The 20,757-nt window shown below is 64.2% G+C and carries 19 protein-coding genes; 13 read left to right on the top strand and 6 right to left on the bottom strand.

Going from position 1 to position 20,757, the window contains the following annotated elements; genetic code table 11:
* Positions 1 to 56 precede the first annotated feature (56 nt).
* The 3 genes from CLU90_RS04600 (at position 57) to CLU90_RS04590 (ending at position 2,913) form a co-directional block, all read left to right on the top strand.
* Positions 57 to 935, top strand: a complete 879-nt coding sequence (locus CLU90_RS04600; protein WP_100427310.1) for a peptidase — start codon at positions 57 to 59, stop codon at positions 933 to 935.
* Between the two features lie 108 nt (positions 936 to 1,043).
* Positions 1,044 to 2,384: an alpha/beta hydrolase gene (locus CLU90_RS04595; protein WP_100427309.1), complete on the top strand. Its 1,341-nt coding sequence runs from the start codon at positions 1,044 to 1,046 to the stop codon at positions 2,382 to 2,384.
* Positions 2,385 to 2,487: 103 nt separating this feature from the next.
* Positions 2,488 to 2,913, top strand: coding sequence for a Fur family transcriptional regulator (locus CLU90_RS04590; RefSeq protein ID WP_092708023.1), 426 nt, complete (start codon positions 2,488 to 2,490; stop codon positions 2,911 to 2,913).
* 6 nt (positions 2,914 to 2,919) lie between these two features.
* On the opposite strand, the gene CLU90_RS04585 is transcribed toward CLU90_RS04590, so the two are convergent.
* From CLU90_RS04585 to zigA, 4 genes are read right to left on the bottom strand one after another with little or no spacing between them, the layout of a single operon-like run.
* On the bottom strand, positions 2,920 to 3,438 hold the full coding sequence (locus tag CLU90_RS04585) for a GNAT family N-acetyltransferase (RefSeq protein WP_100427308.1): 519 nt from the start codon (positions 3,436 to 3,438) through the stop codon (positions 2,920 to 2,922).
* A gap of 44 nt (positions 3,439 to 3,482) precedes the next feature.
* A complete protein-coding gene (locus CLU90_RS04580) occupies positions 3,483 to 4,271 on the bottom strand; it encodes a HoxN/HupN/NixA family nickel/cobalt transporter (RefSeq protein ID WP_100427307.1) in 789 nt (262 codons plus the stop codon).
* Entirely contained in the window at positions 4,268 to 5,266 is a 999-nt protein-coding gene (locus tag CLU90_RS04575; RefSeq protein ID WP_092708014.1) for a CobW family GTP-binding protein, read from the bottom strand. Before CLU90_RS04575 ends, CLU90_RS04580 begins: the two co-directional genes overlap by 4 nt.
* A gap of 19 nt (positions 5,267 to 5,285) precedes the next feature.
* Positions 5,286 to 6,512: a zinc metallochaperone GTPase ZigA gene (gene zigA, locus CLU90_RS04570; protein ID WP_100427306.1), complete on the bottom strand. Its 1,227-nt coding sequence runs from the start codon at positions 6,510 to 6,512 to the stop codon at positions 5,286 to 5,288.
* A 137-nt stretch (positions 6,513 to 6,649) separates the two neighbouring features.
* On the opposite strand from zigA, the gene CLU90_RS04565 reads away from it, so the two are divergent.
* The 7 genes from CLU90_RS04565 (at position 6,650) to CLU90_RS04535 (ending at position 14,059) form a co-directional block, all read left to right on the top strand.
* Entirely contained in the window at positions 6,650 to 7,306 is a 657-nt protein-coding gene (locus CLU90_RS04565; RefSeq protein WP_100427305.1) for an ABC transporter ATP-binding protein, read from the top strand.
* Positions 7,303 to 8,481, top strand: a complete 1,179-nt coding sequence (locus CLU90_RS04560; protein ID WP_100427304.1) for an ABC transporter permease — start codon at positions 7,303 to 7,305, stop codon at positions 8,479 to 8,481. The genes CLU90_RS04565 and CLU90_RS04560 overlap by 4 nt, the downstream gene beginning before the upstream one ends.
* Before the next feature lie 10 nt (positions 8,482 to 8,491).
* Positions 8,492 to 8,959: a DUF3299 domain-containing protein gene (locus CLU90_RS04555; protein ID WP_100427303.1), complete on the top strand. Its 468-nt coding sequence runs from the start codon at positions 8,492 to 8,494 to the stop codon at positions 8,957 to 8,959.
* Positions 8,956 to 9,405, top strand: a complete 450-nt coding sequence (locus tag CLU90_RS04550; protein ID WP_100427302.1) for a TlpA family protein disulfide reductase — start codon at positions 8,956 to 8,958, stop codon at positions 9,403 to 9,405. Before CLU90_RS04555 ends, CLU90_RS04550 begins: the two co-directional genes overlap by 4 nt.
* Positions 9,406 to 9,494: 89 nt before the next feature.
* Positions 9,495 to 11,591, top strand: a complete 2,097-nt coding sequence (locus tag CLU90_RS04545) for a bifunctional 2',3'-cyclic-nucleotide 2'-phosphodiesterase/3'-nucleotidase (protein ID WP_100427301.1) — start codon at positions 9,495 to 9,497, stop codon at positions 11,589 to 11,591.
* 56 nt (positions 11,592 to 11,647) lie between these two features.
* Positions 11,648 to 12,340, top strand: coding sequence for a tetratricopeptide repeat protein (locus CLU90_RS04540; protein WP_092707993.1), 693 nt, complete (start codon positions 11,648 to 11,650; stop codon positions 12,338 to 12,340).
* A gap of 282 nt (positions 12,341 to 12,622) precedes the next feature.
* Positions 12,623 to 14,059, top strand: coding sequence for a catalase (locus CLU90_RS04535; RefSeq protein ID WP_100427300.1), 1,437 nt, complete (start codon positions 12,623 to 12,625; stop codon positions 14,057 to 14,059).
* A gap of 90 nt (positions 14,060 to 14,149) precedes the next feature.
* Here the strand turns inward: CLU90_RS04535 and CLU90_RS04530 are convergent, their stop codons facing one another.
* Positions 14,150 to 14,482 carry a hypothetical protein gene (locus CLU90_RS04530; protein WP_139178076.1) on the bottom strand — a complete coding sequence of 111 codons (333 nt, stop codon included), beginning with the start codon at positions 14,480 to 14,482 and terminating at the stop codon, positions 14,150 to 14,152.
* Between the two features lie 170 nt (positions 14,483 to 14,652).
* Complete coding sequence (locus CLU90_RS04525; RefSeq protein ID WP_232731071.1) at positions 14,653 to 15,834, bottom strand: S1 family peptidase; 1,182 nt, start codon at positions 15,832 to 15,834, stop codon at positions 14,653 to 14,655.
* Positions 15,835 to 16,112: 278 nt separating this feature from the next.
* On the opposite strand from CLU90_RS04525, the gene CLU90_RS04520 reads away from it, so the two are divergent.
* Genes CLU90_RS04520 through CLU90_RS04510 form a run of 3 tightly spaced genes read left to right on the top strand, consistent with a single transcriptional unit; the run spans position 16,113 to position 20,757 of the window.
* Positions 16,113 to 18,071 (top strand): serine protein kinase, encoded by a 1,959-nt coding sequence (locus tag CLU90_RS04520; RefSeq protein ID WP_092707980.1) that lies wholly within the window; start codon positions 16,113 to 16,115, stop codon positions 18,069 to 18,071.
* Positions 18,072 to 18,073: 2 nt separating this feature from the next.
* Positions 18,074 to 19,291 carry a DUF444 family protein gene (locus tag CLU90_RS04515; RefSeq protein ID WP_100427298.1) on the top strand — a complete coding sequence of 406 codons (1,218 nt, stop codon included), beginning with the start codon at positions 18,074 to 18,076 and terminating at the stop codon, positions 19,289 to 19,291.
* Positions 19,288 to 20,757, top strand: coding sequence for a SpoVR family protein (locus CLU90_RS04510; RefSeq protein ID WP_092707974.1), 1,470 nt, complete (start codon positions 19,288 to 19,290; stop codon positions 20,755 to 20,757). The genes CLU90_RS04515 and CLU90_RS04510 overlap by 4 nt, the downstream gene beginning before the upstream one ends.

The raw sequence follows: 20,757 nt of genomic DNA, 5'->3' as shown, positions 1-20,757 counted from the left end.
GGTATGCGGGGCCCGGCTGGTGTAAAATGCTTCCCCTTTTGACTTGATTTACGACGATGACTTATTGCATAGGCATGCGCCTGAACGAAGGGCTGGTCTTCCTGTCCGACTCCCGCACCAACGCCGGCGTGGACCAGGTGGGCACCTTCCGCAAGATGAGCGTGTTTGAAAACCCGGGCGACCGCATGCTGGTCCTGATGACGGCCGGCAATTTGTCGATCTCGCAGGCGATCCGCCAGATCGTTTCCGAACACGTCGATGCGGATGGCCGCAGCATCTGGAACGTGGCCAGCATGTACGATGCGGCGCGCATCGTGGGCGAAGCCGTGCGCACCGTGCACCTGCGCGATGCGAAGGCCCTGGCCGACTGCGGCATCGATTTCAATGTGAGCATCATCCTGGGCGGACAGATAGGCGCCGAGCGCTGCCGATTGTTCCAGGTGTATTCGGCCGGCAATTTCATCGAATCGCACGATGAAAACACGTATTTCCAGATCGGCGAAGCCAAATATGGCAAGCCCATCATCGACCGGGTCGTCAATCCGTTCACGCGCCTGGACGAGGCGGCCAAATGCGCACTCATTTCCATGGATTCCACCCTGCGCTCGAACATTTCCGTCGGCTTGCCGCTCGACCTGCTCGTCTACGAGACGGGCAGCCTGGCCGTCACGCGCTTCGTCACCATCGATGAAAAGAACCAGTATTTCCGCATGATCCGCGACACCTGGGGCGAACAATTGAAACAGGTGTTCGAAGGCATCGTCGATCCCGTGTGGAACGCGGCGCCGGAAACGACGACGAACGTGCTGTCGTCCGCCAACATGCACAGCAAGCCCGTGCGCGTGGCCATCCCCGAGCACGTGAGCCGCGGCGGCCTGACCGTGGCGCCCCTGCAATCGTTGGCGCAGCAGTTCAGCGACGACAAGCAGCATTGATCTGCCGCGCACCGGCTGCGCGCGGCGCTGGACAAGTCGCTTTTCGCGTGCTTTTATGGCAATATGGGTTGACATTTAATCCAGATTGACCTGAAAGGCAGGTAGCGCATGGACTTGATCACTTCCGCTGTCGTGGCGGCCATCGAACATGGCGCGCCCGGCCACGCTCCCGAAGCCGTCGCCAGCCACTATGAGCGGCTCAAGCAGGCCATCGCCAAGTTCGACAGCGCCGCAGTCATCCTGGCCGCCATCGCCGCGCTGGAAGCCGAGCCTGGCAATACCCAGCTGCAACTAGCCCTGTCGGCCGCCCTGTCCAGCGCGAAAGTGCCGGACGACATGGAAACCCTGTTTGCCGCGCAAGGCTTGCTCGATGCGCTGCAGCGCCCCTTTCCCCAGGTCCCCGACGTGGAAGCCGTGCCCGCCCCGGCCGATAAAAGCGCCGTCGTGTCGAATTATGCCGTCGTCAAGGTGTATTTCGCCACGGACCGCCAGCGCGACGTGGGCAAGCCGCCGGCCCAGCGCTTCAGCGGCGAACGCAACATCATGGGCGGCAATGGCCCGCTCAGCTATGGCAGCTGCGACATCAGCATCCCCCGCGACCACCGCATGGGCCAGCTGGAATCGCCGTCGCTGTGGCGCCTGGAATTTCGCGACGACCCGGCCAAGCACGTGGTGGTGCTGTCCGCCGAGGTGCGGGACCGCGACAATTTCTTTGCCGCACTCAAAACCCAGATCCGCGCCTCGGCCGGCAAGAGCGCCTTTATCTTCGTGCATGGCTATAACGTAAGTTTCGAGGATGCGGCGCGGCGCACGGGACAGATGGCCTACGACCTCGGTTTCGATGGCGCGCCCGTGTTCTACAGCTGGCCCTCGCGCGGCGAAGTGGCCGGCTACACCATCGATGAAAACAATATCGAATGGAGCACGCCCCACCTCACGGCCTTCCTGGCCGACTTTCTCGCCAGCACGGACGCGGCGCAGGTGTATCTGGTGGGCCACAGCATGGGCAGCCGGGGCCTGACACGGGCCGTGGCCGACTTGCTGGCCGCGCAGCCGCAGCTGGCGCAAAAAATCACGGAAATCATCCTGTCCGCACCCGATATCGATGCGGCCATCTTCAAGCACGATATCGCGCCGAAACTGGCCGGCGCGCGCAACCCCGTCACCTTGTATGCCTCCTCGCAAGACCTGGCCCTGGCCGCCTCGAAAGCCGTGCACGGCTACGCGCGCGCGGGCGACAGCGGCGCGGGCATGCTGATCGTGGCGGGCGTGGAAACCATCGACGCCACCGGGGTCGACACGAGTTTCATGAAGCACTCGTACTTTGCGGAAAAACGCTCGGCCCTGTCCGACATGTTTTATCTGATACGCAACAATGCCCGCGCCGACCAGCGCTTTCTCGACCCCGTCGATACGGCGGCCGGCCGCTATTGGACGTTCAAACCGTGACGCCGTTTCATCTGCGGCGGCACGCATGCTAAGATACGGCCCATAGGGAGGCAACGGGCACGGCGATGACGCCGCCAGCCGATCCCCCGCAAGCAGGCCTATCATGTTGACATCATCTTCTACACCGCACGCCGAATCGCTGATCCGCAACACCAACGCCCGCGTCACCAAGACGCGCGTGAAGGTGCTCGACTTTTTAATGGCGCAAAGCCGTTCGCTGACCCACCATGAAATCCAGCAAGCGCTGTCGCAGGACAGCGATATCGATTCCGTCACCCTGTACCGGGTGCTGGAATGGCTGACGGAAAATGAGCTCGTGCACCGCATCGCGGGCGCCGACCAGGTGTGGCGCTTCAGCGCGGGCGCCGGCCACCAGGCGCACGAGCACGCCCATTTCCAGTGCACCAAGTGCGCGAACGTCACCTGTTTCAATGAAGTCAAGCTGCCGCCGCCCGTGCTGTTGCCGGAAGGCTTCAGCGGCGACGAAGTCGATTACCTGATCAAGGGCCTGTGCCCGCGCTGCAAATAGCGGGCGTCACTTGAGCAGCAAGGCCAGGTGATGCTCGTCATAGAACAGCTCACCGACACGCATCGAGCGCGGCTCCGTGCCATAGGCGATAAATCCCAGCGATTCATACAGTCGGCGCGCCGCATTGTTTTCCGCATTCACGCTCAAGTGGACCTGCATGATGGCAGGATCCGTCTCGGCCTGTTCGATGCAGGCATTCACGAGGCGCCGCGCCACGCCCTTGCCCCGCTGGGGCACGTCGACGAACACACCCCATAGCAGGGCCTTGTGCGACAACTGGCGCATGGGTTCGCGCCGCAATCCGGCAAAACCGACGAGGCGTTCGCCATCGAAGGCGCCGAATGCCCGATGCTGCGGGCCGCCGGCAATGCGCTGCGCATGTTCTTCCGGCGTGCGGGCCAGCTCGTCCTCGCGTGACGAGGAGAACGAGCTGGGTGAATCGAGGATGGCGCGCAGGCGCAGCGCGCAAAAGGCGGGGGTGTCTGCTGGCGTCAGCAGGCGGATGACGATCTCGGGTGCGGGCATGGTGGAATCCGGCGGTTTTTTTCCATTATACCCACGCCCCCGCCTCATGCACGCACGCGGCGCAAGCTCAGCAAAGTCCAGCCGTACAGCACCGCCATCAGCAATACCATGGCCGCGCCCAGGGCCGCCGTCCAGCTTTCCGGCAACGACCACGCGGAATCAAACTTGCCGGCCGCCAGGGTGCCGGCCATCGCCACGCAGATGGCGACGATGGGCCAGCCCAGGCGGCGCCGGAAGGCGCGCACGATCTCTGCCTGGCCCGTGCGCATGACCTTTGCCGTGACCCAGCCGTCGAAGGTATCGGTCACGCCCATGCCCACTGCAAACACGAGGCCCGTGAGCAAGGCCGGCTGCATGCCGCCCAGCGCGACGGCCGCATAGCCCCAGGCGGCCGCCTGCAGGGCCGTGTCGAAGACGAGCGCGAACAGCATGCCGACGAGGATGGCGGCGAACGGCCCGGATGCGCGCCGCAGCCAGCGCGGCAGCAGCCGGCCGCGCACCTCGGCCAGTTGCGCCCCGGCCAGCAAGCTGCGCGCATTCATGGCGGCGATCAACAACAGCAAGGCGATGGGCAGCCATTCCAGCCAGCCGAACACGGCCTCCGACGGTGTAAATTGCTGCGACGCCACGGCGGCGATAGCGACGATGGCCAGCACGGTGACGCCATGCCCCAGCGCAAACAGCGCACCCATCCATGGTGCCCAGCGCGGCGCGGCGGCCTGGCTGCGCAGGGTGAGGCCATCGACGGCGGCCAGGTGATCGGGTTCCAGCCCATGGCGCATGCCGAGCAGGAAAATCAGCGCCAGGGCGGGCAAGCCCGCTTCCACGCTCATGCCGCCACCTCGGTGGCACTGGCCGCCACGCAGCGGTCCAGGCCGCGTATCAACATATCCTGCGGCAAGTCGCGGCCGATAAAGATGATCTTGCTGGCGCGCGCTTCCTCATCGCGCCACGGCGCGCCCAGCTCCGAGCCCATCAGCATGTGCACGCCCTGGAACACGGCGCGGCAATCCAGGTCGGCCACGTGCAAAATGCCCTTGTAGCGCATCAACTGGGTGCCGAACAGCTGCACCACGGCGTCGAGAAAATTTTCCACCTGCAGCAGATCGAGGGGCTGGGACTGGTGGTAGACGAACGATTGCACGCCATCGCCATGGCGGTGGCCCAGTTCTCCCAAGAAATCCGGTTCCAGTTCGACGATGGCGTTCAGGTTGAAGCCGCGAATATTCAGGATGTCGCGCAGCGGCACATTGCCAAAGCGCACTTTCTGTATGCTGGCGCGGCCATTGATGGCGACCAGGCGCTGGCGCAGCGCGGCCAGCTCGTCCTTGCTGACCAGGTCCGTCTTTGACAGCAGGATGCGGTCGGCAAAGCCCACCTGCTCCTGCGCTTCCTGGTGCGCCGTCAATTGCTGCTGCGCGTGGCGCGCATCGACCACCGTCAAAATGGCGTCAAGCATGTAGTACTCGCTGACGGAGGGTTCCGCAAAGAAGGTTTGCGCCACGGGGCCAGGCGCGGCCAGGCCCGTCGTTTCGATGATCACGTGGTCGAATGCGATGGTTCCGGCTTGACGCTTGGCGTGCAGCTCACCCAGGATGCGGATCAAATCGCCACGCACGCTGCAGCAGATGCAGCCATTGTTCATTTCCACGATCTGCTCGTCGCTGTCTTGCACCAGCAAGCCATGGTCGATGCTTTCGGCGGCGAATTCGTTTTCGATCACGGCGATGCGCACGCCGTGATCGCCCTGCAATATGCGCTTGAGCAAGGTGGTTTTCCCGCTGCCGAGAAAACCCGTGATGATGGTAACGGGGATCAGTTCTGTCATATTGTGTTCCTGTTCAAGGTTAATCTTCGAATTCTTCCATGCGCTGCCATTGCGGAAACGGGTCGGGCTGCTTGCGCCAGGCAGCCATGCCCAGGCGCGTTTCCGTGTAGTTAAGGTGACATTTCTTCAAGTCCGCCTCGATGGCGGCCTGGTCCATGTCCTGGCCGATGAAGACCAGTTCCTGGTAGCGGTCGCCATACGTTTCGCTCCAACCCGCCTTAACTTCCGCCAGCGAGGCCGCATCCGTTGGCCAGCGCTCCTTGGGCACGGACGCCCACCACAAGCCCACGGGTTCGATATTCATCAGCTTGCCCGCGCCGGACAGGCTGGCCACCCATTCGGGGCGGCTGGCCAGCCAGAAATATCCCTTGCTGCGCACCACGCCCTTGATCGGCTGGGCAAAGTAGTCGTGCAGGCGCTGCGCGTGGAACGGCGCCTTCGCCCGGTAGACGAAGCTGCTGATGCCATACGTGTCCGTCTCCGGCGTATGCACGCCGGCCAGCTCCTGCGCCCAGCCCGGCATGGCGGCCGCCTGCTCCAGGTCGAACAGATTCGTGCCCAGGATGGCGTCGAGCGGCACGACGGACTGGTTTGTTTCGATGATGCGCGCGCCTGGATTGAGGGCCTTGATAACGGCCAGCACGCGCAGGCGCTCGGCCGCATTGACCATGTCGACCTTGTTGAGGACGATGACATTGGCAAACTCGATCTGTTCCGTCAGCAAATTGGCCAGCTGGCGGTCGTCGCCCTCGCCCGCCGTCTCGCCCCGTTGCTCGAGGCTGTCTTCGCTATGGAAATCGTTGAGCAGGTTGGCGCAGTCGACGACGGTGACCATGCAGTCGATCTGCGCCACGTCGTTCAGGCTGTCGCCGTGCTCGTCTTCGAAGTCGAAGGTGGCGGCCACGGGCATCGGCTCGCTCACGCCCGTCGATTCGATCAGCAAATAATCGAAGCGGTCTTCCGCTGCCAGGCGCCGCACTTCCAGCAACAGATCGTCGCGCAGGGTGCAGCAGATGCAGCCGTTCGACATCTCGACCAGTTTTTCTTCCGTGCGCGACAGGGCCGCGCCGGCCGCTTCGGCGCTGTCTTTCACCAGTGAAGCGTCGATATTGACTTCGCTCATGTCGTTGACGATGACGGCCACGCGCTTGCCTTCGCGGTTGCGCAGTATGTGGTTGAGCAAGGTGGTCTTGCCGGCGCCGAGAAAGCCGGACAGGACGGTGACGGGGAGTTTGCGCTGGGTCATGGGTATCTTTCGGATCAACAATTAAGGGAGGCTATGGGTGCCGCATTTTAAATGCAAGTCTATTGCGTTTGAATTATAATGCAGCTCAGTTGCATTTGTGCGGCAATCTTTGCCAGCCTGACTTTCGAAAGAATTCCATGCTTCACCTCGCCTCTTTGACCTACGGCTATGATCCGGCCAGCCCCGTGCTCGATATCGCCGCTTTCCACTTGCCCGCCGGGCAGCATGCGCTGCTGCTGGGACCATCCGGTTCCGGCAAATCGACCTTGCTGCATTTGCTGGCCGGCATCCTGGCGCCCCAAGCTGGCCGCCTCGACGTGGCGGGCACGTCCCTGCCCGGCCTCACGCCGCGCCAGCGCGACAGCTGGCGCGGCCGCGTCATCGGCTTGCTGCCCCAGCAACTGGCGCTCGTGCCCAGCTTGAACGTGCTCGATAATGTCTTGCTGCCCGCCTACGCCAGCGGCCGGCGGCCCGATCCGGCCCGCGCGGCCAGCCTGCTGGGACAGCTGGGCCTGGCTGGCAAGCTCGATGCCTATCCGTATGCACTGAGCGGCGGCCAGCGGCAACGGGCCGCCATCGCGCGCGCCGTCTTCATGCGCCCACGGCTGATCCTGGCCGACGAGCCGACGGCCAACCTCGACGACGACGCCTGCGCCGCCGTCGTGCACCTGCTGGCCGGGCAAGCCGCGCAAGCCGGCGCCTCGCTGGTGATTGCCAGCCACGATGCGAGGGTGCTGGCCGCCTTGCCCGGTGCTGCCGTGCTGCGCCTGCCCCGCGCCAGGGAGGCGGCATGAACGCGGCCACCCTGGCCTGGCGCGCCCTGCGCCACAAGCCGCTGGCGTCCAGTTTGAATGTGCTGCTGGTGGCCATCGGCATCGCCATGATGACCTTCATACTCGGCATATCCAGCCAGCTGGAAGAGCGCGCCGAACGCGATGCGCAAGGCATCGACCTCGTGGTGGGCGCGAAAGGCTCGCCCTTGCAACTGATCCTGTCATCCGTGTATCACGCCGATATTCCGACCGGCAACATCCCGGAGAGCGCGCTGGCGGCACTGGCCAAGCAGCCGCTGGTGCAATCGGCGATCCCGCTGGCGCTGGGCGACAATTTCCATGGTGTGCGCATCGTCGGCAGCACGACGGCGCTGCTCGACCATTACGGCGCGCGCCTGGCGCAAGGCAAGTTGTTCACGCAGCCGATGCAAGCCGTGTTTGGCGCCCAGGCGGCCCGCGAAACGGGCGCCACCCTCGGCGCCCGCTTTGCCGGTTCGCACGGGCTGGCGGCGGGCGGCGAAGTGCACGAGCACGCCCCCTACACGGTGACGGGTATCCTGGCGCCCACAGGCACCGTGCTCGACCGATTGATCGTCACGCCCGTCGCTTCCGTGTGGCGAGTGCATGAAACGGACCCCGATGAACCGACGGCAACTGCGCCCCAGCGCGAATTGACGGCCGTGCTGGTGCGCCACGCGACGCCTTTGGCCGCCATCAGCCTGCCGCGCTGGGTGAATGGGCAGCCGCGCCTGCAGGCGGCCCAGCCCGCTTTCGAATCGGCACGGCTGTTCAATCTGCTGGGCGTCGGCATCGATGTGTTGCGGGCAATTGGCGCCGGCGTGCTGCTGGTGGCGGCCCTGTCGCTGTTCGTGGCGCTGTACGGCGCGCTGGAAGAGCGCAAGACCGACCTGGCCATCCTGCGCACCCTGGGCGCCTCGCCCGCCAAACTGCTGCGTTTGCTGCTGGCGCAAGGCTTGCTACTGTCATTGACGGGCGCGGCGCTGGGCTGGCTGCTGGGCCATGCCGGTATTGGCTTGCTGGAATCGATGCAGCAACTGAATCTGCAAGCGTGGCGCGTCGCGCCCGGCGAAGCGTGGCTGCCCTTCATCGCCGTAGCCGTCGGCCTGCTGGCCGCCGCCATTCCCGCCGTGCGCGCCTATCGCACCGATATCGCCGCCAACCTGGCGCGCCCCTGAAAGGAAATACATGTTGAAAATCATGATCTTGAGCGCTGGACTGCTGCTGGCCGGCTGCGCCTGCGCCGCCCCCGCCGACGAGCCGCCCTCGTTCTTCGCTCCCTTGACGGACTTGCCCGGCGTCGTGTCGTGGAAACTGCTGGGACAGGCCACCACGGTCAAGGCAAAAAAAGGCCGCATGGTGCCGAAATACACGCCGGAAATCAGTGCACTCGACAACACGGATGTGAAAGTGCAAGGCTTCATGATGCCCCTCGAACCAGGGCAAAAGCAGAAACACTTCCTGCTGACCGTCACCTCGGCCAGTTGCCCCTTTTGCCTGCCGGCCGGCCCGGAAGGCGTGGTGGAGATCAAAAGCCGCACAGCCGTGAAATTCAGCTATGCGCCGTTCATCGTGCAAGGCAAGCTGAAGGTGCTGGCCAGCGATCCCATGGGCTTGTACTACCGCATGACGGACGCGGCCGTGGTGCCACAATGACGCGCTGGCCGGCATTATTGCTGGTGCTCGCCTGCCAGGCGAACGCCGCGCCATTGTCCTTCGACCTGCCGCGCGTCGATGGCGAAGGCCGCATGAAGCTCGGCCAGTTCCAGGGCCAGCCAGTGGTGCTGAACTTCTGGGCCAGCGACTGCCTGCCCTGCATCCGGGAGTTGTCGATATTGCATGCCCACGCCGCCAAGCAGCCAAAACTCCGCTTCATCGGCATCGCCATCGACACGCGGGCGGCCGCGCAAGCGTTCCTGCGGCAGCACCGGGCCAGCTATCCCCAAGCCTTGGCTTTACCCGCCTTGCTGCCCATCTTTGGCAATCAAATCAAGGGCTTGCCATACACAGTGATTCTAACTTCTCAACATTGTATCTGCGCGCGGCGCCTGGGTCCCGTCGATGCGGCCTGGCTGGCCAAGGCCGTGGCCGCCTGCGCGTAAGCCTGTATCCATGCGCCTTGCACGGCTGTCATCGCCGCGTCACATGGCGGCGTTACAGTCGCGTCCTTTGAATCTTTCCGAGGGCGGTAATGAAAACAAATTGGGTCATGCTGGCGGCGCTGGCAAGTGCGGGTCTCGTCGGTTGTAACGGCAGTTCAAACACGGCGCCGGCCATTCCCGAGGGCACGACGGTCACTGTGGCATTGCTGGAAACCACAGACATCCACTCGAACGTCTTGAGCTATAACTACTATGCGCTGGCCGAAGACACGAGCCTGGGCCTGGAGCGCACGTCGACCCTGATCCAGGCGGCGCGCGCGGAAAACCCGAACAACGTCTTGCTCGACGATGGCGACGTCATCCAGGGCACCTTGCTGGCCGACCTGCAGGCCGTGGCCGTGCCCGTACCGTGCTCCGGCACCCTGGCCGTGCACAAGGCCATGAACGCGCTGAAATACGATGCGGGGGGCATGGGCAACCATGAATTCAACTACGGCTTGCCTTACCTGAGCCAGATCACCAACACGGATTTCGGCATACCCGGCGTGGCCAAGCCGACGGGTACGTGCGGCGCGCCCGCCTTCCCTTCCGTGCTGAGCAACGTCGTCGGCGTGTCCAGCGGCAAGCCGATTTTCCAGCCCTACACGCTGCTGCCCCGTGATTTCGCCGCCACGGCGCCCGATGGCAGCAAGCTGACCGTGAAAATCAATGTGGGCGTGCTGAGCTTTGTGCCGCCGCAAATCCTCGAATGGGATCAAAAAGTACTCGCTGGCAAGGTCAGCGTGACGGGCGTGCAGGAAGCGGCGAAACAGTACGTGCCGGAATTGCGCAACAAGGGCGCCGACCTCGTCGTGGCCCTGTCGCATGGCGGCCTGGACACGAGCGCCTACAGCCCGAAGATGGAAAACGGCAGCTATCACCTGACCAGCACGGGCATCGACGCCCTGATGATCGGCCATTCCCATTTGATCTTCCCGAAAGGCAAGGAAGTCGGCGCGGCCGCGCTCGATGCCTCGTTTGCCGCCTTCCCCGCCAGCGCCAAGATCGACGCCGTCAACGGCTTCGTGAACGGCGTGCCGACCGTCATGGCGCAAAGCTGGGGTCGCCGCCTGGGCATCATCAAGCTGACGATGGTGTATCAGGGCGGCAAGTGGGTGGTGCAGCCGGCCAAGACGACGGTGGAATCGCGCGGCTTCAAGTATACGGATGGCACGACCCTCGTGAAAGCCGACCCGGCCATCGCGCCGCTCGTGGCTACCGAGCACGCGGCCACCATTGCCTACGCCAAGCAGCCGCTGGGCATCAGCACGGATTTCGAGATGTCGGCCTATTTTGCGCTCGTCGGCGACGTGAGCGCCATCCAGCTGGTGAACCAGGCGCAGCTCGACTACGTGAAGAACTTCATCGCCACCAGCACGGACGCCACCTTGTCCAGCTACAAGAATATCCCTGTCATTTCCTGCAGCGCGCCATTCAAGGCGGGCCGCAACGGGCCATCGGACTTCACGGACGTGGCGGCTGGCGCAACGCCGGCCGCACCGGTCGGCTTGCAAGTGCGCAATCCGGGCGACTTGTATTTGTACAGCAATAACAACCTGCAAGCCGTGAAGATCAAGGGATCTGACTTGAAAGCATGGCTGGAAACGTCGGCCAAGCAATTCAATCAGATCGACCCGAGCGCCACGGCCGAGCAGGACCTGGTGCCGTCGTATGGCACGATCTATAACTATGACGTGTTCTACGCGGAAAACAATGCGCTGACGTACCAGATCGACGTGACGAAAAAGCCGGGCAGCCGCATCGTCAACCTCACCTACAAGGGCGCGCCCGTGGCCGACGGCGATGACTTCATCGTCGCCACCAACGATTACCGCGCCGGCGGCGGCGGCGCCGTGCCTGGCATCGATGGCAGCAAGACCATCATCAAGTCGCCCGATGCGAACCAGGCCGTGGTCAGCAACTACCTGGCGTCGCTGAGCAACAAGGGCGGCAAGGTGACGTTGGCGGCCAATGGCAGCGCGCGTAGCTGGAGCTTCGTCAAGACGGCCACGGCAGGCCCCGTGATCCTGCGCTCGGCGCCAGGCCATTTGGCGCTGGCGCAAGGCAGCGGCATCGCCAACGTGGCGGCAGAAGGCGGCCTCGACGCCAGCGGTTTCGCCAAATACCGCATCGACCTGAGCAAATAAGGTCCATGGGCCGGGACTGCGGCAGTTCCGGCCCGTTTTGATGAAAGCTAGTCAAGATGAAACACGCACTTTCCCTCCCTGCCGTCGTGCTGGCCACGGTCCTGGCCGCTTGCCAGGCGTCGCCACCGCCCACGCCGGCGGAAATCGAAGCCGTGGCCATGCATGCGCGCCAGGCGGGCGACCACCAGGCCGAACGCAAGGTGCGCGGCTGGGCCAGCAAGGACATGCCCGTCGCCGAGCGCGAACTGGCGCTGATTTACCAGCCCCGTCCCGAACGCCGCGCCGAGGCCCTGAGCCTGTTCGAACAGGCGGCCCGCGCCGGCGACACGGAAGCGGCCTTCGAGCTGGGCCAAATGCTGCGCGCGGCCACGCCCGGCCAAGCCTGGCTATGGTACCGGCAAGCGGCGCAGCAAGGCCATGCGAAGGCGGCCCTGATGCTGGGCCTGCTGGCGGCGAATGGCGAAGGCGTGCCGCAAGATCCCGTAAAGGCCGCGCACTGGCTGGCCAAGTCCAGCGAGCTGGGCAATCCACACGCCATGTTTTTGCTCTACAACGCCTACCGCGAAGGCCGCGGCGTGCCGCGCGATCTGGCCAAGGGCCGCGAACTGCTGGAAGAATCGGCCCACCATGAATATCCGCCCGCCATCCAGGAACTGGCCATGACGGTGCAAGCCGACGACGCCTTGCGCGCCGGCCACCTGATGAAGGAAGCGACGGAGCATCGGCATAACAATTGGAACAAGTTTTAAAAACTGGGCAAAAGGCCAGTGGCGCGATCGAAGCCTGCCTTTATATACTTGCAACTTGCAAGCGTGCGGGAACGGCAGCTATTCAGCGCTTATGATGCAAGGACGACGCCTGAGCTTGCTCGGGCGGCGCGGCAAGCCATCCCGCACAAAAAAGTTTACACTGGTTTGCATTTTAGAAATTTTACTCTGGACCAGCCCCGGTGAGTGTTCATTCAACCCAGCCAGTGTTTGAGTAGCGCCGGTGCGTCCATTGCTCTGCCTAGCCATGAAAGAAAGAGTCCAATGAAAAAGCTGACCACCGCCTTTGGCGCGCCTGTTCCCGACAATCAGAATATCCAGACGGCCGGCCCGCGCGGCCCTGCCCTGCTGCAAGATGTGTGGTTCCTGGAAAAGCTGGCCCACTTCGACCGCGAAGTCATCCCCGAGCGCCGCATGCATGCCAAGGGTTCCGGCGCGCACGGCACGTTTACCGTCACGCACGACATCACGCGCTACACGCGGGCGAAAATCTTTGGCGAAGTGGGCAAGAAAACGCCGATGTTCGCGCGCTTTTCCACCGTGGCCGGCGAACGGGGCGCGGCGGATGCGGAACGCGACATCCGCGGCTTCGCCCTGAAGTTCTACACGGAAGAAGGCAACTGGGACCTGGTCGGCAACAATACGCCCGTCTTTTTCATGCGCGACCCCTTGAAGTTTCCCGACCTGAATCACGCCATCAAGCGCGACCCGCGCACGGGCTTGCGCAGCGCCAACAGCAACTGGGACTTCTGGACTTCGCTGCCCGAAGCCCTGCACCAGGTGACGGTGGTAATGAGCGACCGTGGCCTGCCGCGCAGCTTCCGCCACATGCATGGTTTCGGCAGCCATACCTTCAGCTTCCTGAATGCGCAAAACGAGCGTTTCTGGGTCAAGTTCACGTTTAAGACCCAGCAAGGCATCCAGAACCTGACGGATGCGGAAGCGCAAGAACTGGTCGGCAAGGACCGCGAAAGCTCGCACCGCGACCTGTACGAAAGCATCGAAAACAAGGATTTCCCCCGCTGGACCCTGTACGTGCAGATCATGCCGGAAAAAGAAGCGGGCACGTATCACCTCAACCCCTTCGACCTGTCGAAAGTATGGCCGCACGGCGACTATCCGCTGATCGAAGTGGGCGTGCTGGAACTGAACCGCAATGCGGACAACCACTTTGCCGAAGTGGAACAGGCGGCCTTCAACCCCGCCAACGTCGTGCCCGGCATCAGCTTTTCGCCGGACAAGATGTTGCAAGGCCGCCTGTTCTCGTATGGCGACGCGCAGCGCTACCGCCTCGGCGTCAATCACAGCCATATCCCCGTCAACGCGCCGAAATGCCCGTTCCACAGCTACCACCGCGATGGCCAGATGCGCGTCGACGGCAACATGGGCGGCACCCTGGGCTATGAACCGAACAGCGAGCAGGAATGGGCCGAGCAGCCTGACTTCCGCGAGCCGCCACTGAGCATCGAAGGCGCGGCCGACCACTGGAACCACCGGGTCGATGAGGATTACTATTCGCAGCCGCGCGCCCTGTTCCGTCTGATGACCGCGGCGCAGCAGCAAGCCTTGTTCGACAACACGGCGCGCGCCATCTCGGGCGCGTCGGAACAAGTCAAGCAACGCCACATCGGCAACTGCACCCTGTGCGACCCCGCCTATGGCGCGGGCGTGGCCGAAGCGATCGGCCGCCTGAGCAAATAAGGCCGGCTGAAAGACGGTATGGAAGGCCTGGCAACAGGCCTTCCGCCGCAGCGATCCACGGCACGAGGACCAAGCGGCCGGGCCGGCTTGCTACCAGCGCTGGATATCGATCTGGCCCGTGATGCTCGTTTCCACCGGATAGCCGTCGACCTGCGACGGCACGCGCCGCTTGACGGACGAGTCGCGCAGGTACACGACGAGCGCGTCCTTGCCCACGTCCGTCTGCCCCACGCCGACGCCTTCCACGCCGTCGATGGCCATCAGCGCCCGCTCGTTGCGACGCTTCGCCGCTTCCAGGCGGCCCGGTGGCGCGGCAGGGGCGTACTGTCCCATACCCTGTCCAGGGGTCTCATCCGGCAAATACGGCATGGCGGCGTCCTCGAAGACGGCAAATGGCGATTGTGCGAATTTACTGTTTGACATGACACACCCTCCTGATGCCTTCCATGATACACCCGGCCCTCCGGCGTTGCAGCACGCTTCGCCGGGCACGTCCATGCGTGGCTGCTCCCCCTGATTGACATCATTGTCGTGCAAGAAACAGCGCCAGGCAAGGCGGCGCAAGGCCGCCCTGTTTGCTCGTGGGAACGTACTCAGGTGTACAAATTGATGTCGAGCGCCACCACCACCCGCCGCATCTGGTTGGCAAACGTGATATTGCCGCCGCCGGCAAACAGCAGGCCGACGGGATTGCGCTGCTGGTTCCAGGTCCAGATGGAAGAGCCGGAATCGCCGCCCGCGCTGAACGCTCCGCTCACGCCCGTGATGGCGATCTGGTCCTGGAACAGCGCGATCCTGCCGCCGCCGTAATTGACGTTGATGGTGGCGCCCAGGCCCGTGATGCGGCCCTGCGTCAATTGCGTCGTGCGGCCGGACTTGCCGACCATCATGCCCAGCGCGGGCGCCACCAGCGCATTGCTGATGCGGAAGTACGCGGGCACGCCGCCGCTCAGGTACACCAGTTCAGGGCGCACCCGGTCTGGCCAGGCCCAGCCGGTGGCGCAATCGACAAAGTTGACGCCGCCGCTGAAATTGATGGGCACGAAGCGCTCGAGCACGGCCACCTGGTCTTGCGGGCAGCGGCCGCCGTCGATGGGGCCAGGCTGCACGATGCAATCGTTGAACACGCCGCCGTTGGAATTGGCCAGCACGTGATTGTTACTAAGAATCATCAAACGGCTGTTGCGCGGTGCGCTGCGGCCCACGGCCAGGCAGCCGATGGTGCCGGCCGTGATGCGGAAATGCCCGACCGACACGCCGCCCGGTGCCGGGCGCAAGCGGAAACGGTGCGGTTGCGCATCGATCACGCCCGTGACGACGATGTTGACGGGTACCCGGTCGCTGGCCACGGCGCGCACGCCCATGGCTCCCACGATGGCAGCCTTGGCCCGGTCGACGGAAGTGGGCTCGGCCACGTACAGGGTCAGGGCCGGCAAGCCAGGCTCGCCGGACGAGCTGTCGCTGGCGCCCTCGCCCAGGCCGATGGACACGCCCTGGATATTGCCGCCGTCGCTGAAGGCATCGGCCGCCCGCACGCCGCCCGCCTGTGAGATGGACTGGCGCATGCCGTTTTCGATGCTGCACTTGATTTCAAGCAATTCCATGCTGACGCCGCTCAAGGCGTCGGGCACGTCCGAGACGGACGCGCTCTCGATCATATTGTCGTCTTCGCCGGGTGCCGAGAATTGGCCGACGGCCTCTTCATCGTCCGCGCTTTGTCCCCTGCCGCTGCCGCCAGGTGGGGCGCTGAAACCATTCTCGTTGCCGATCATCATGCTCTCCTCGTGGGTCGTTCCGAAACACCAGTGTGGGCTGGGTGCACGGGCAGGTATTGATCTGGATTGAACCGCGCTGAGGCAGGGCGGCGTATCCCAACAGGCGCCAGCAAGGATAAAAATAGTTCCCCCGTCAACGTTGAGCGAGATCAGGCGTGCGGGCAGAGGCGGCGCCGTATACTGGCCCTGACAGGCTGGAACCGGGCCAGTTCCACGGCGGCAAGGCCAGCAACGGTATGGATGGGGAAACAATGACGAGCCCTGGTATGACAAGCCAAATGACACGCCAACCCGACGACGACGCGCCTGCGGGCCAGCACGCCGGTTTTGTCCATGGCATGGCGGCCTGGGCGGAAAAACACCGCATCAGTCCCTGGCGCGGCAGTTTTGGCGACTTCATCGAGCAGATCCTGCCCGGCCGCGCGGCCCTGCTCACGCGCAGCGCGCACCAGTATTTGTGGGACATGATGCGCTGGAACGGCCAGACGGACGATGCGGGACGCTTCCGCTGCCGCCTGTTCGACGATGAACTGTTCGGTATCGACGAGGCGATCGACCGGGTCGCCGCCTACTTCAAGGCGGCCGCCGCCGGCTCCGAAGTGGGCCGGCGCATGCTGCTGTTGCTGGGCCCGCCATCGGGCGGCAAGTCGACCATGGTGATCCTGCTCAAGCGGGGGCTGGAAGAATACAGCCACAGCAGCGAAGGCGCGCTGTACGGCATCGCCGGCTGTCCCGTGCACGAATCGCCGCTGCATCTGGTGCCGCACAGCATGCGCGCCGACTTTCGCGCCACTTACGACGCCGAGCTGCACGGCGAACTGTGTCCCCATTGCCGTGCCCGCCTGGAAGAACAGTACGCGGGCGACTTCCTGCGCATGCCCGTCGAACGCATCCACCTGTCCGAGGCGGGCCGCTGCGGCATCGGCACGTATGCGCCGCACGATCCCACCACGGCCGACCTGGCCGACCTCGTGGGTTCCGTCGACCTGTCGAAAGTGGCGCAGTACGGCGACGAAGGCGATCCGCGCGCCTGGTCGTGGTCCGGCGCCGTGTATGCGGCCAGCCGCGGCATGCTGGAAATGATCGAAATCCTCAAGGTCAAGCGGGAATTCCTCTACCTGCTGTTGACATTGACGCAGGAAAAGAACGTCAAGGTGTCGCGTTTCCCCCTGATTTACCTCGATGAAACCATCCTCGCCCACACGAATCTGGCCGAATTTCGCAAATTCCTGCAAGAAAGCGAAAACGAGGCCTTGCTCGACCGTATGGTTATCGTGCAAGTGCCATATACGCTCAACTACCGCGAGGAGGCGCGCATCTACCGCAAGCTGATCCAGTCGGCCGCGCCCGCTTTCCGCGACGTGCACCTCGATCCGCACGTGCTGCATGCGGCGGCCGTGTTCGCCATCCTGAGCCGCTTGTCCGAAGGCGAGGACAAGGAAGCCGAGCTGGTCAAGAAACTGCGCGTGTACGCGGACGAAGACGTCGACGACTTGCAGCATGCCGACATCCGCCGCCTGCGCGAGCGCGACAAGGCGCCCGACGAGGGCCTGTCGGGCGTGTCGCCCCGTTTCGTCATCAATGCCCTGTCTCACGCCATCATTTCCGCCCAGCGCAACAGCCTGTCCACCATGGACGTGCTGCTGGCCCTGAAGGACGGTATCGAGAACGATGCGCGCATCGAACCGCGGCGCAAGCGCCAGTGGGTCGATTACCTGGTGCTCACGCGCAAGGATTTCTATAACCGCTGGGTCAAGGCCGACGTACACAAGGCCTTGTTCGTGTCGTTCGAGCAGGAAGCGCAAGACTTGCTGAATAAATATCTCGATGAAGTCGAAGCCATGCTCGACAACCGCCAGATCCACGATCCCATCACCAGCGAAGAGCGCCGTCCCGACGAGCGCTTCCTGCGCGCCGTGGAAGAAAAAATCCACATCAGCGACTCGGGCAAGCAATCTTTCCGCCAAGAAGTGGTGCGCAAGGCCATGAGCGCCTTCAAACGGGGTGAAGCCTTCGGGCTTGGCAGCCATGCGCAATTGCACGACGCCATCCAGCAATACTTGTTCGAGCAGCGGCGCGACGTGCTGCGTCTGGTCGGCTCGGCCAAGCGCCCCGACGACGACGTGCGGGCCAGGATCTCCGCCGTCGAGCAGCGCCTGGTCGACGAATATGGCTATGACGCTCATAGCGCGCGTGAAGCGCTCAACTACGTGACCACCTTGCTGGCGCAGGAATAGCCATGTCCGCCACGATCTCGCCAGGCGGCGGCAAGCAGGATAACTCGGCGGGATCATCGGCGCCTGCCCTGGCCCAGCCCTGGTACGGGCTGTTCTCGCGCGGGGCGCGCGACTGGCTGCGCCACAACCAGAAAGTGCGCGACGCCGTGCAGGCGCACTTGCCCGAGCTGATCGCCACGCCCGATCTGATCGGCGGGCCGCAGCAGCGCACGGTGCAAGTACCCATGCGTCTGCTCGAACATGCGCGTTTCCGCCTGGCGCCAGCGCGCAACAGCATGGGCGCGGGCCAGGGGGAAGGCCAGCCCGGCGACATCCTGCGCGCATCACGCCCCGCCACCACGGGCGAAACGGGGGAGCAAGGCGAAGGCGGCGATGGCGAGGGGGCCGTGCGCCTGCTGCTGGAGTTTCCCATCGACGATATTCTCGACTGGCTGTGGGACGCCTTCGAGCTGCCGCACCTGAAACCGCGCCACCTGGGCGCCATCGACGACGTACGGTTCGTGCGTAGCGGCCTGGACCGGCACGGCGCCCGTTCGCGCCTGGACCGCCGGCGCACCGTCAAGGAAGCGATCAAGCGGCGCGCCCTGCAAGCGCAGCCCGTACCCTTCACCAACGAGGACTTGCGCTACCGCCAGGTGCTGCCACAGCCCCGGCCCAGCACGAATGCCGTCGTGTTTTTCGTACTGGACGTGTCGGCCAGCATGGCGCAGGCCGAGCGCAAGCTGGCCAAATCCTTCTTTTTCTTTGCCTTGCAAGGCTTGCGCCGCAGGTATGCGCGCGTGGAAACACGCTTTATCGCCCATACGACGCGGGCCTGGGAATTTTCCGAAGCAGAATTTTTCCAGGTCAATGGCATGGGCGGCACCATGGCTTCCACCGCCTTTCGCCTGAGCCGTGAACTGCTGCAGGAACACTATCCGCCAGGCCGCTACAACGCCTATCTGTTTTATGCCTCCGATGGCGAGAATTTCAGCGAAGACCGGACCGCGGCCAGCCTGGCCTTGGGGGAACTGGCCGCCTTGCTCAACTATATGGGCTATGTGGAAACCTTGCCCGGCGTGCCGCGCAGCCTGGAAACGGAAATGCACAGCCTGTGCGCCGAGCAGGAACGGCGCGGCTTGCCCATGCATAGCAGCATCCTCAGCAGGAATGACGATATCTGGGCGGCCATCCGCACCTTTTTCCAGCACGAGGTGGCCGATACGGAGCAAGCGGCATGACGCCTGACACCGCCGACCTGGACGGCTACGCGGCGCGCATCGAGGCGCTGGCGCGGAAACTGGGGCTCGAATTTACCCCCGTCGAGTTCGAGTTGGTGCCCGACAGTTTCATGGCCGAGATCGCCATTTATGGCTTGCCCGTGCGCATGCGCCACTGGTCGTTCGGCGTGCGCTACATCCACCAGCTCGTGCATCAAAAGATGGGCAACTCGCATATATTCGAAGTCATGTTTCCCGGCGACCCTTGCCATGCCTATATGGCCGAACACAATTCCGTGGCGGAAAACACCCTCGTCACGGCCCACGTGCTGGGCCATGCCGACTTTGCCAGCCGCAATACCCTGTTCCTGCGTTTCGGCGCCATGGCGGGCCAGCACATCCTGGAGCAAAGCGCGGCCCGGGCGCAGCGTCTCGAAATGGCGCTGCAGCGGCACGGGCAGGAACAGGTGGAAGCCGTGCTCGACGCGGCACTGGCGCTGGAACAGCACGTGGACATCCACGCCGAGCTGCACCGCCCACCCTATGCCGCGCCATCCGGACCAGCGAGCTTGGCCGGCACGCAAGGCGGAGCCGGTGTGGACGATCCTTTCGCGCGGCGTTACCGGCGCCTGCCCGGTGAAGCGGCGGCGCTGGCGGCGCACGAGGCGGCCCGGGCACGCGTGGCGCAGCGCCCGCTCCTGCCGCCGCAGCCCGAATACGATTTGCTATGGTTCATCGCCCAACATGGGCCGGAGCTGGCCGACTGGGAACGCGATATTTTCCTGGCCGTGCGCGAAGAATCGTTTTACTTCTATCCCGTGTACGCCTGCCAGATCATGAACGAGGGCTGGGCATCGTACTGGCATGCGCGGCTGCTGCGCGAAGCCGACTTCCTGCCGCCTGCCCTGTACCTGGCCGCCATCAAGTCGCACTCGGACGTGGTGCGCCCTTACGCGGGCGAGCACCAGCAGGCGCTGGCCGTCAACCCTTATCACCTGGGCTTTTGCATGTGGGAACACATCATCGAACGCGAAGGACTGGCGCGGGCGCGCCAGATTTGCCGCGATGACGATGACTGCAGTTTCATACGCAACTACCTGGACGGGGAACTGGCTGACCGCCTGGGCCTGTTCGTGCATGAAAGCCGGCTCGACGGCGAAACGCGGATGGCCAGCCGCGACTTGCTGGCCATCCGGGACGCCATCCTGGCGCCCAAATACAATTATGGCGCGCCGTGCATCGCCGTCACCCTGCTCAACGACGACGGCAGCCTCGTGCTGCGCCACGATCACCAGCGCGATGGGCGCGGCCTCGACCTGGAGCGGGCGGAACAGGTACTGGCCTACATCGCCCGCGTCTGGCGCCGTCCCGTCACCCTGCATACGGCCGATTTCCGGGGCACGCCCCGGGTTCTGCGCAGCAAGAGCGATGGCGTGCCCGAACCGCCTGCGCCGCCGGCAGCTACGGCGCCACCCGTGCGGCGTTAA

Origin of the sequence: Janthinobacterium sp. 67 (assembly GCF_002797895.1) — a bacterium.
In the GTDB taxonomy this organism is placed as follows: domain Bacteria; phylum Pseudomonadota; class Gammaproteobacteria; order Burkholderiales; family Burkholderiaceae_D; genus Janthinobacterium.
Note: the sequence above shows the minus strand (reverse complement) of the source record. Positions and strands in the feature narration are given on the sequence as shown.

Bases quoted from the DNA above. Each gene is read 5' to 3' on its own strand.
- CLU90_RS04600 (WP_100427310.1), top strand. From the start codon at position 57: ATGACTTATTGCATAGGCATGCGCCTGAACGAAGGGCTGGTCTTCCTG.
- CLU90_RS04595 (WP_100427309.1), top strand. From the start codon at position 1,044: ATGGACTTGATCACTTCCGCTGTCGTGGCGGCCATCGAACATGGCGCG.
- CLU90_RS04590 (WP_092708023.1), top strand. From the start codon at position 2,488: ATGTTGACATCATCTTCTACACCGCACGCCGAATCGCTGATCCGCAAC.
- CLU90_RS04585 (WP_100427308.1), bottom strand. From the start codon at position 3,438: ATGCCCGCACCCGAGATCGTCATCCGCCTGCTGACGCCAGCAGACACC.
- CLU90_RS04580 (WP_100427307.1), bottom strand. From the start codon at position 4,271: ATGAGCGTGGAAGCGGGCTTGCCCGCCCTGGCGCTGATTTTCCTGCTC.
- CLU90_RS04575 (WP_092708014.1), bottom strand. From the start codon at position 5,266: ATGACAGAACTGATCCCCGTTACCATCATCACGGGTTTTCTCGGCAGC.
- zigA (WP_100427306.1), bottom strand. From the start codon at position 6,512: ATGACCCAGCGCAAACTCCCCGTCACCGTCCTGTCCGGCTTTCTCGGC.
- CLU90_RS04565 (WP_100427305.1), top strand. From the start codon at position 6,650: ATGCTTCACCTCGCCTCTTTGACCTACGGCTATGATCCGGCCAGCCCC.
- CLU90_RS04560 (WP_100427304.1), top strand. From the start codon at position 7,303: ATGAACGCGGCCACCCTGGCCTGGCGCGCCCTGCGCCACAAGCCGCTG.
- CLU90_RS04555 (WP_100427303.1), top strand. From the start codon at position 8,492: ATGTTGAAAATCATGATCTTGAGCGCTGGACTGCTGCTGGCCGGCTGC.
- CLU90_RS04550 (WP_100427302.1), top strand. From the start codon at position 8,956: ATGACGCGCTGGCCGGCATTATTGCTGGTGCTCGCCTGCCAGGCGAAC.
- CLU90_RS04545 (WP_100427301.1), top strand. From the start codon at position 9,495: ATGAAAACAAATTGGGTCATGCTGGCGGCGCTGGCAAGTGCGGGTCTC.
- CLU90_RS04540 (WP_092707993.1), top strand. From the start codon at position 11,648: ATGAAACACGCACTTTCCCTCCCTGCCGTCGTGCTGGCCACGGTCCTG.
- CLU90_RS04535 (WP_100427300.1), top strand. From the start codon at position 12,623: ATGAAAAAGCTGACCACCGCCTTTGGCGCGCCTGTTCCCGACAATCAG.
- CLU90_RS04530 (WP_139178076.1), bottom strand. From the start codon at position 14,482: ATGTCAAACAGTAAATTCGCACAATCGCCATTTGCCGTCTTCGAGGAC.
- CLU90_RS04525 (WP_232731071.1), bottom strand. From the start codon at position 15,834: ATGATGATCGGCAACGAGAATGGTTTCAGCGCCCCACCTGGCGGCAGC.
- CLU90_RS04520 (WP_092707980.1), top strand. From the start codon at position 16,113: ATGACACGCCAACCCGACGACGACGCGCCTGCGGGCCAGCACGCCGGT.
- CLU90_RS04515 (WP_100427298.1), top strand. From the start codon at position 18,074: ATGTCCGCCACGATCTCGCCAGGCGGCGGCAAGCAGGATAACTCGGCG.
- CLU90_RS04510 (WP_092707974.1), top strand. From the start codon at position 19,288: ATGACGCCTGACACCGCCGACCTGGACGGCTACGCGGCGCGCATCGAG.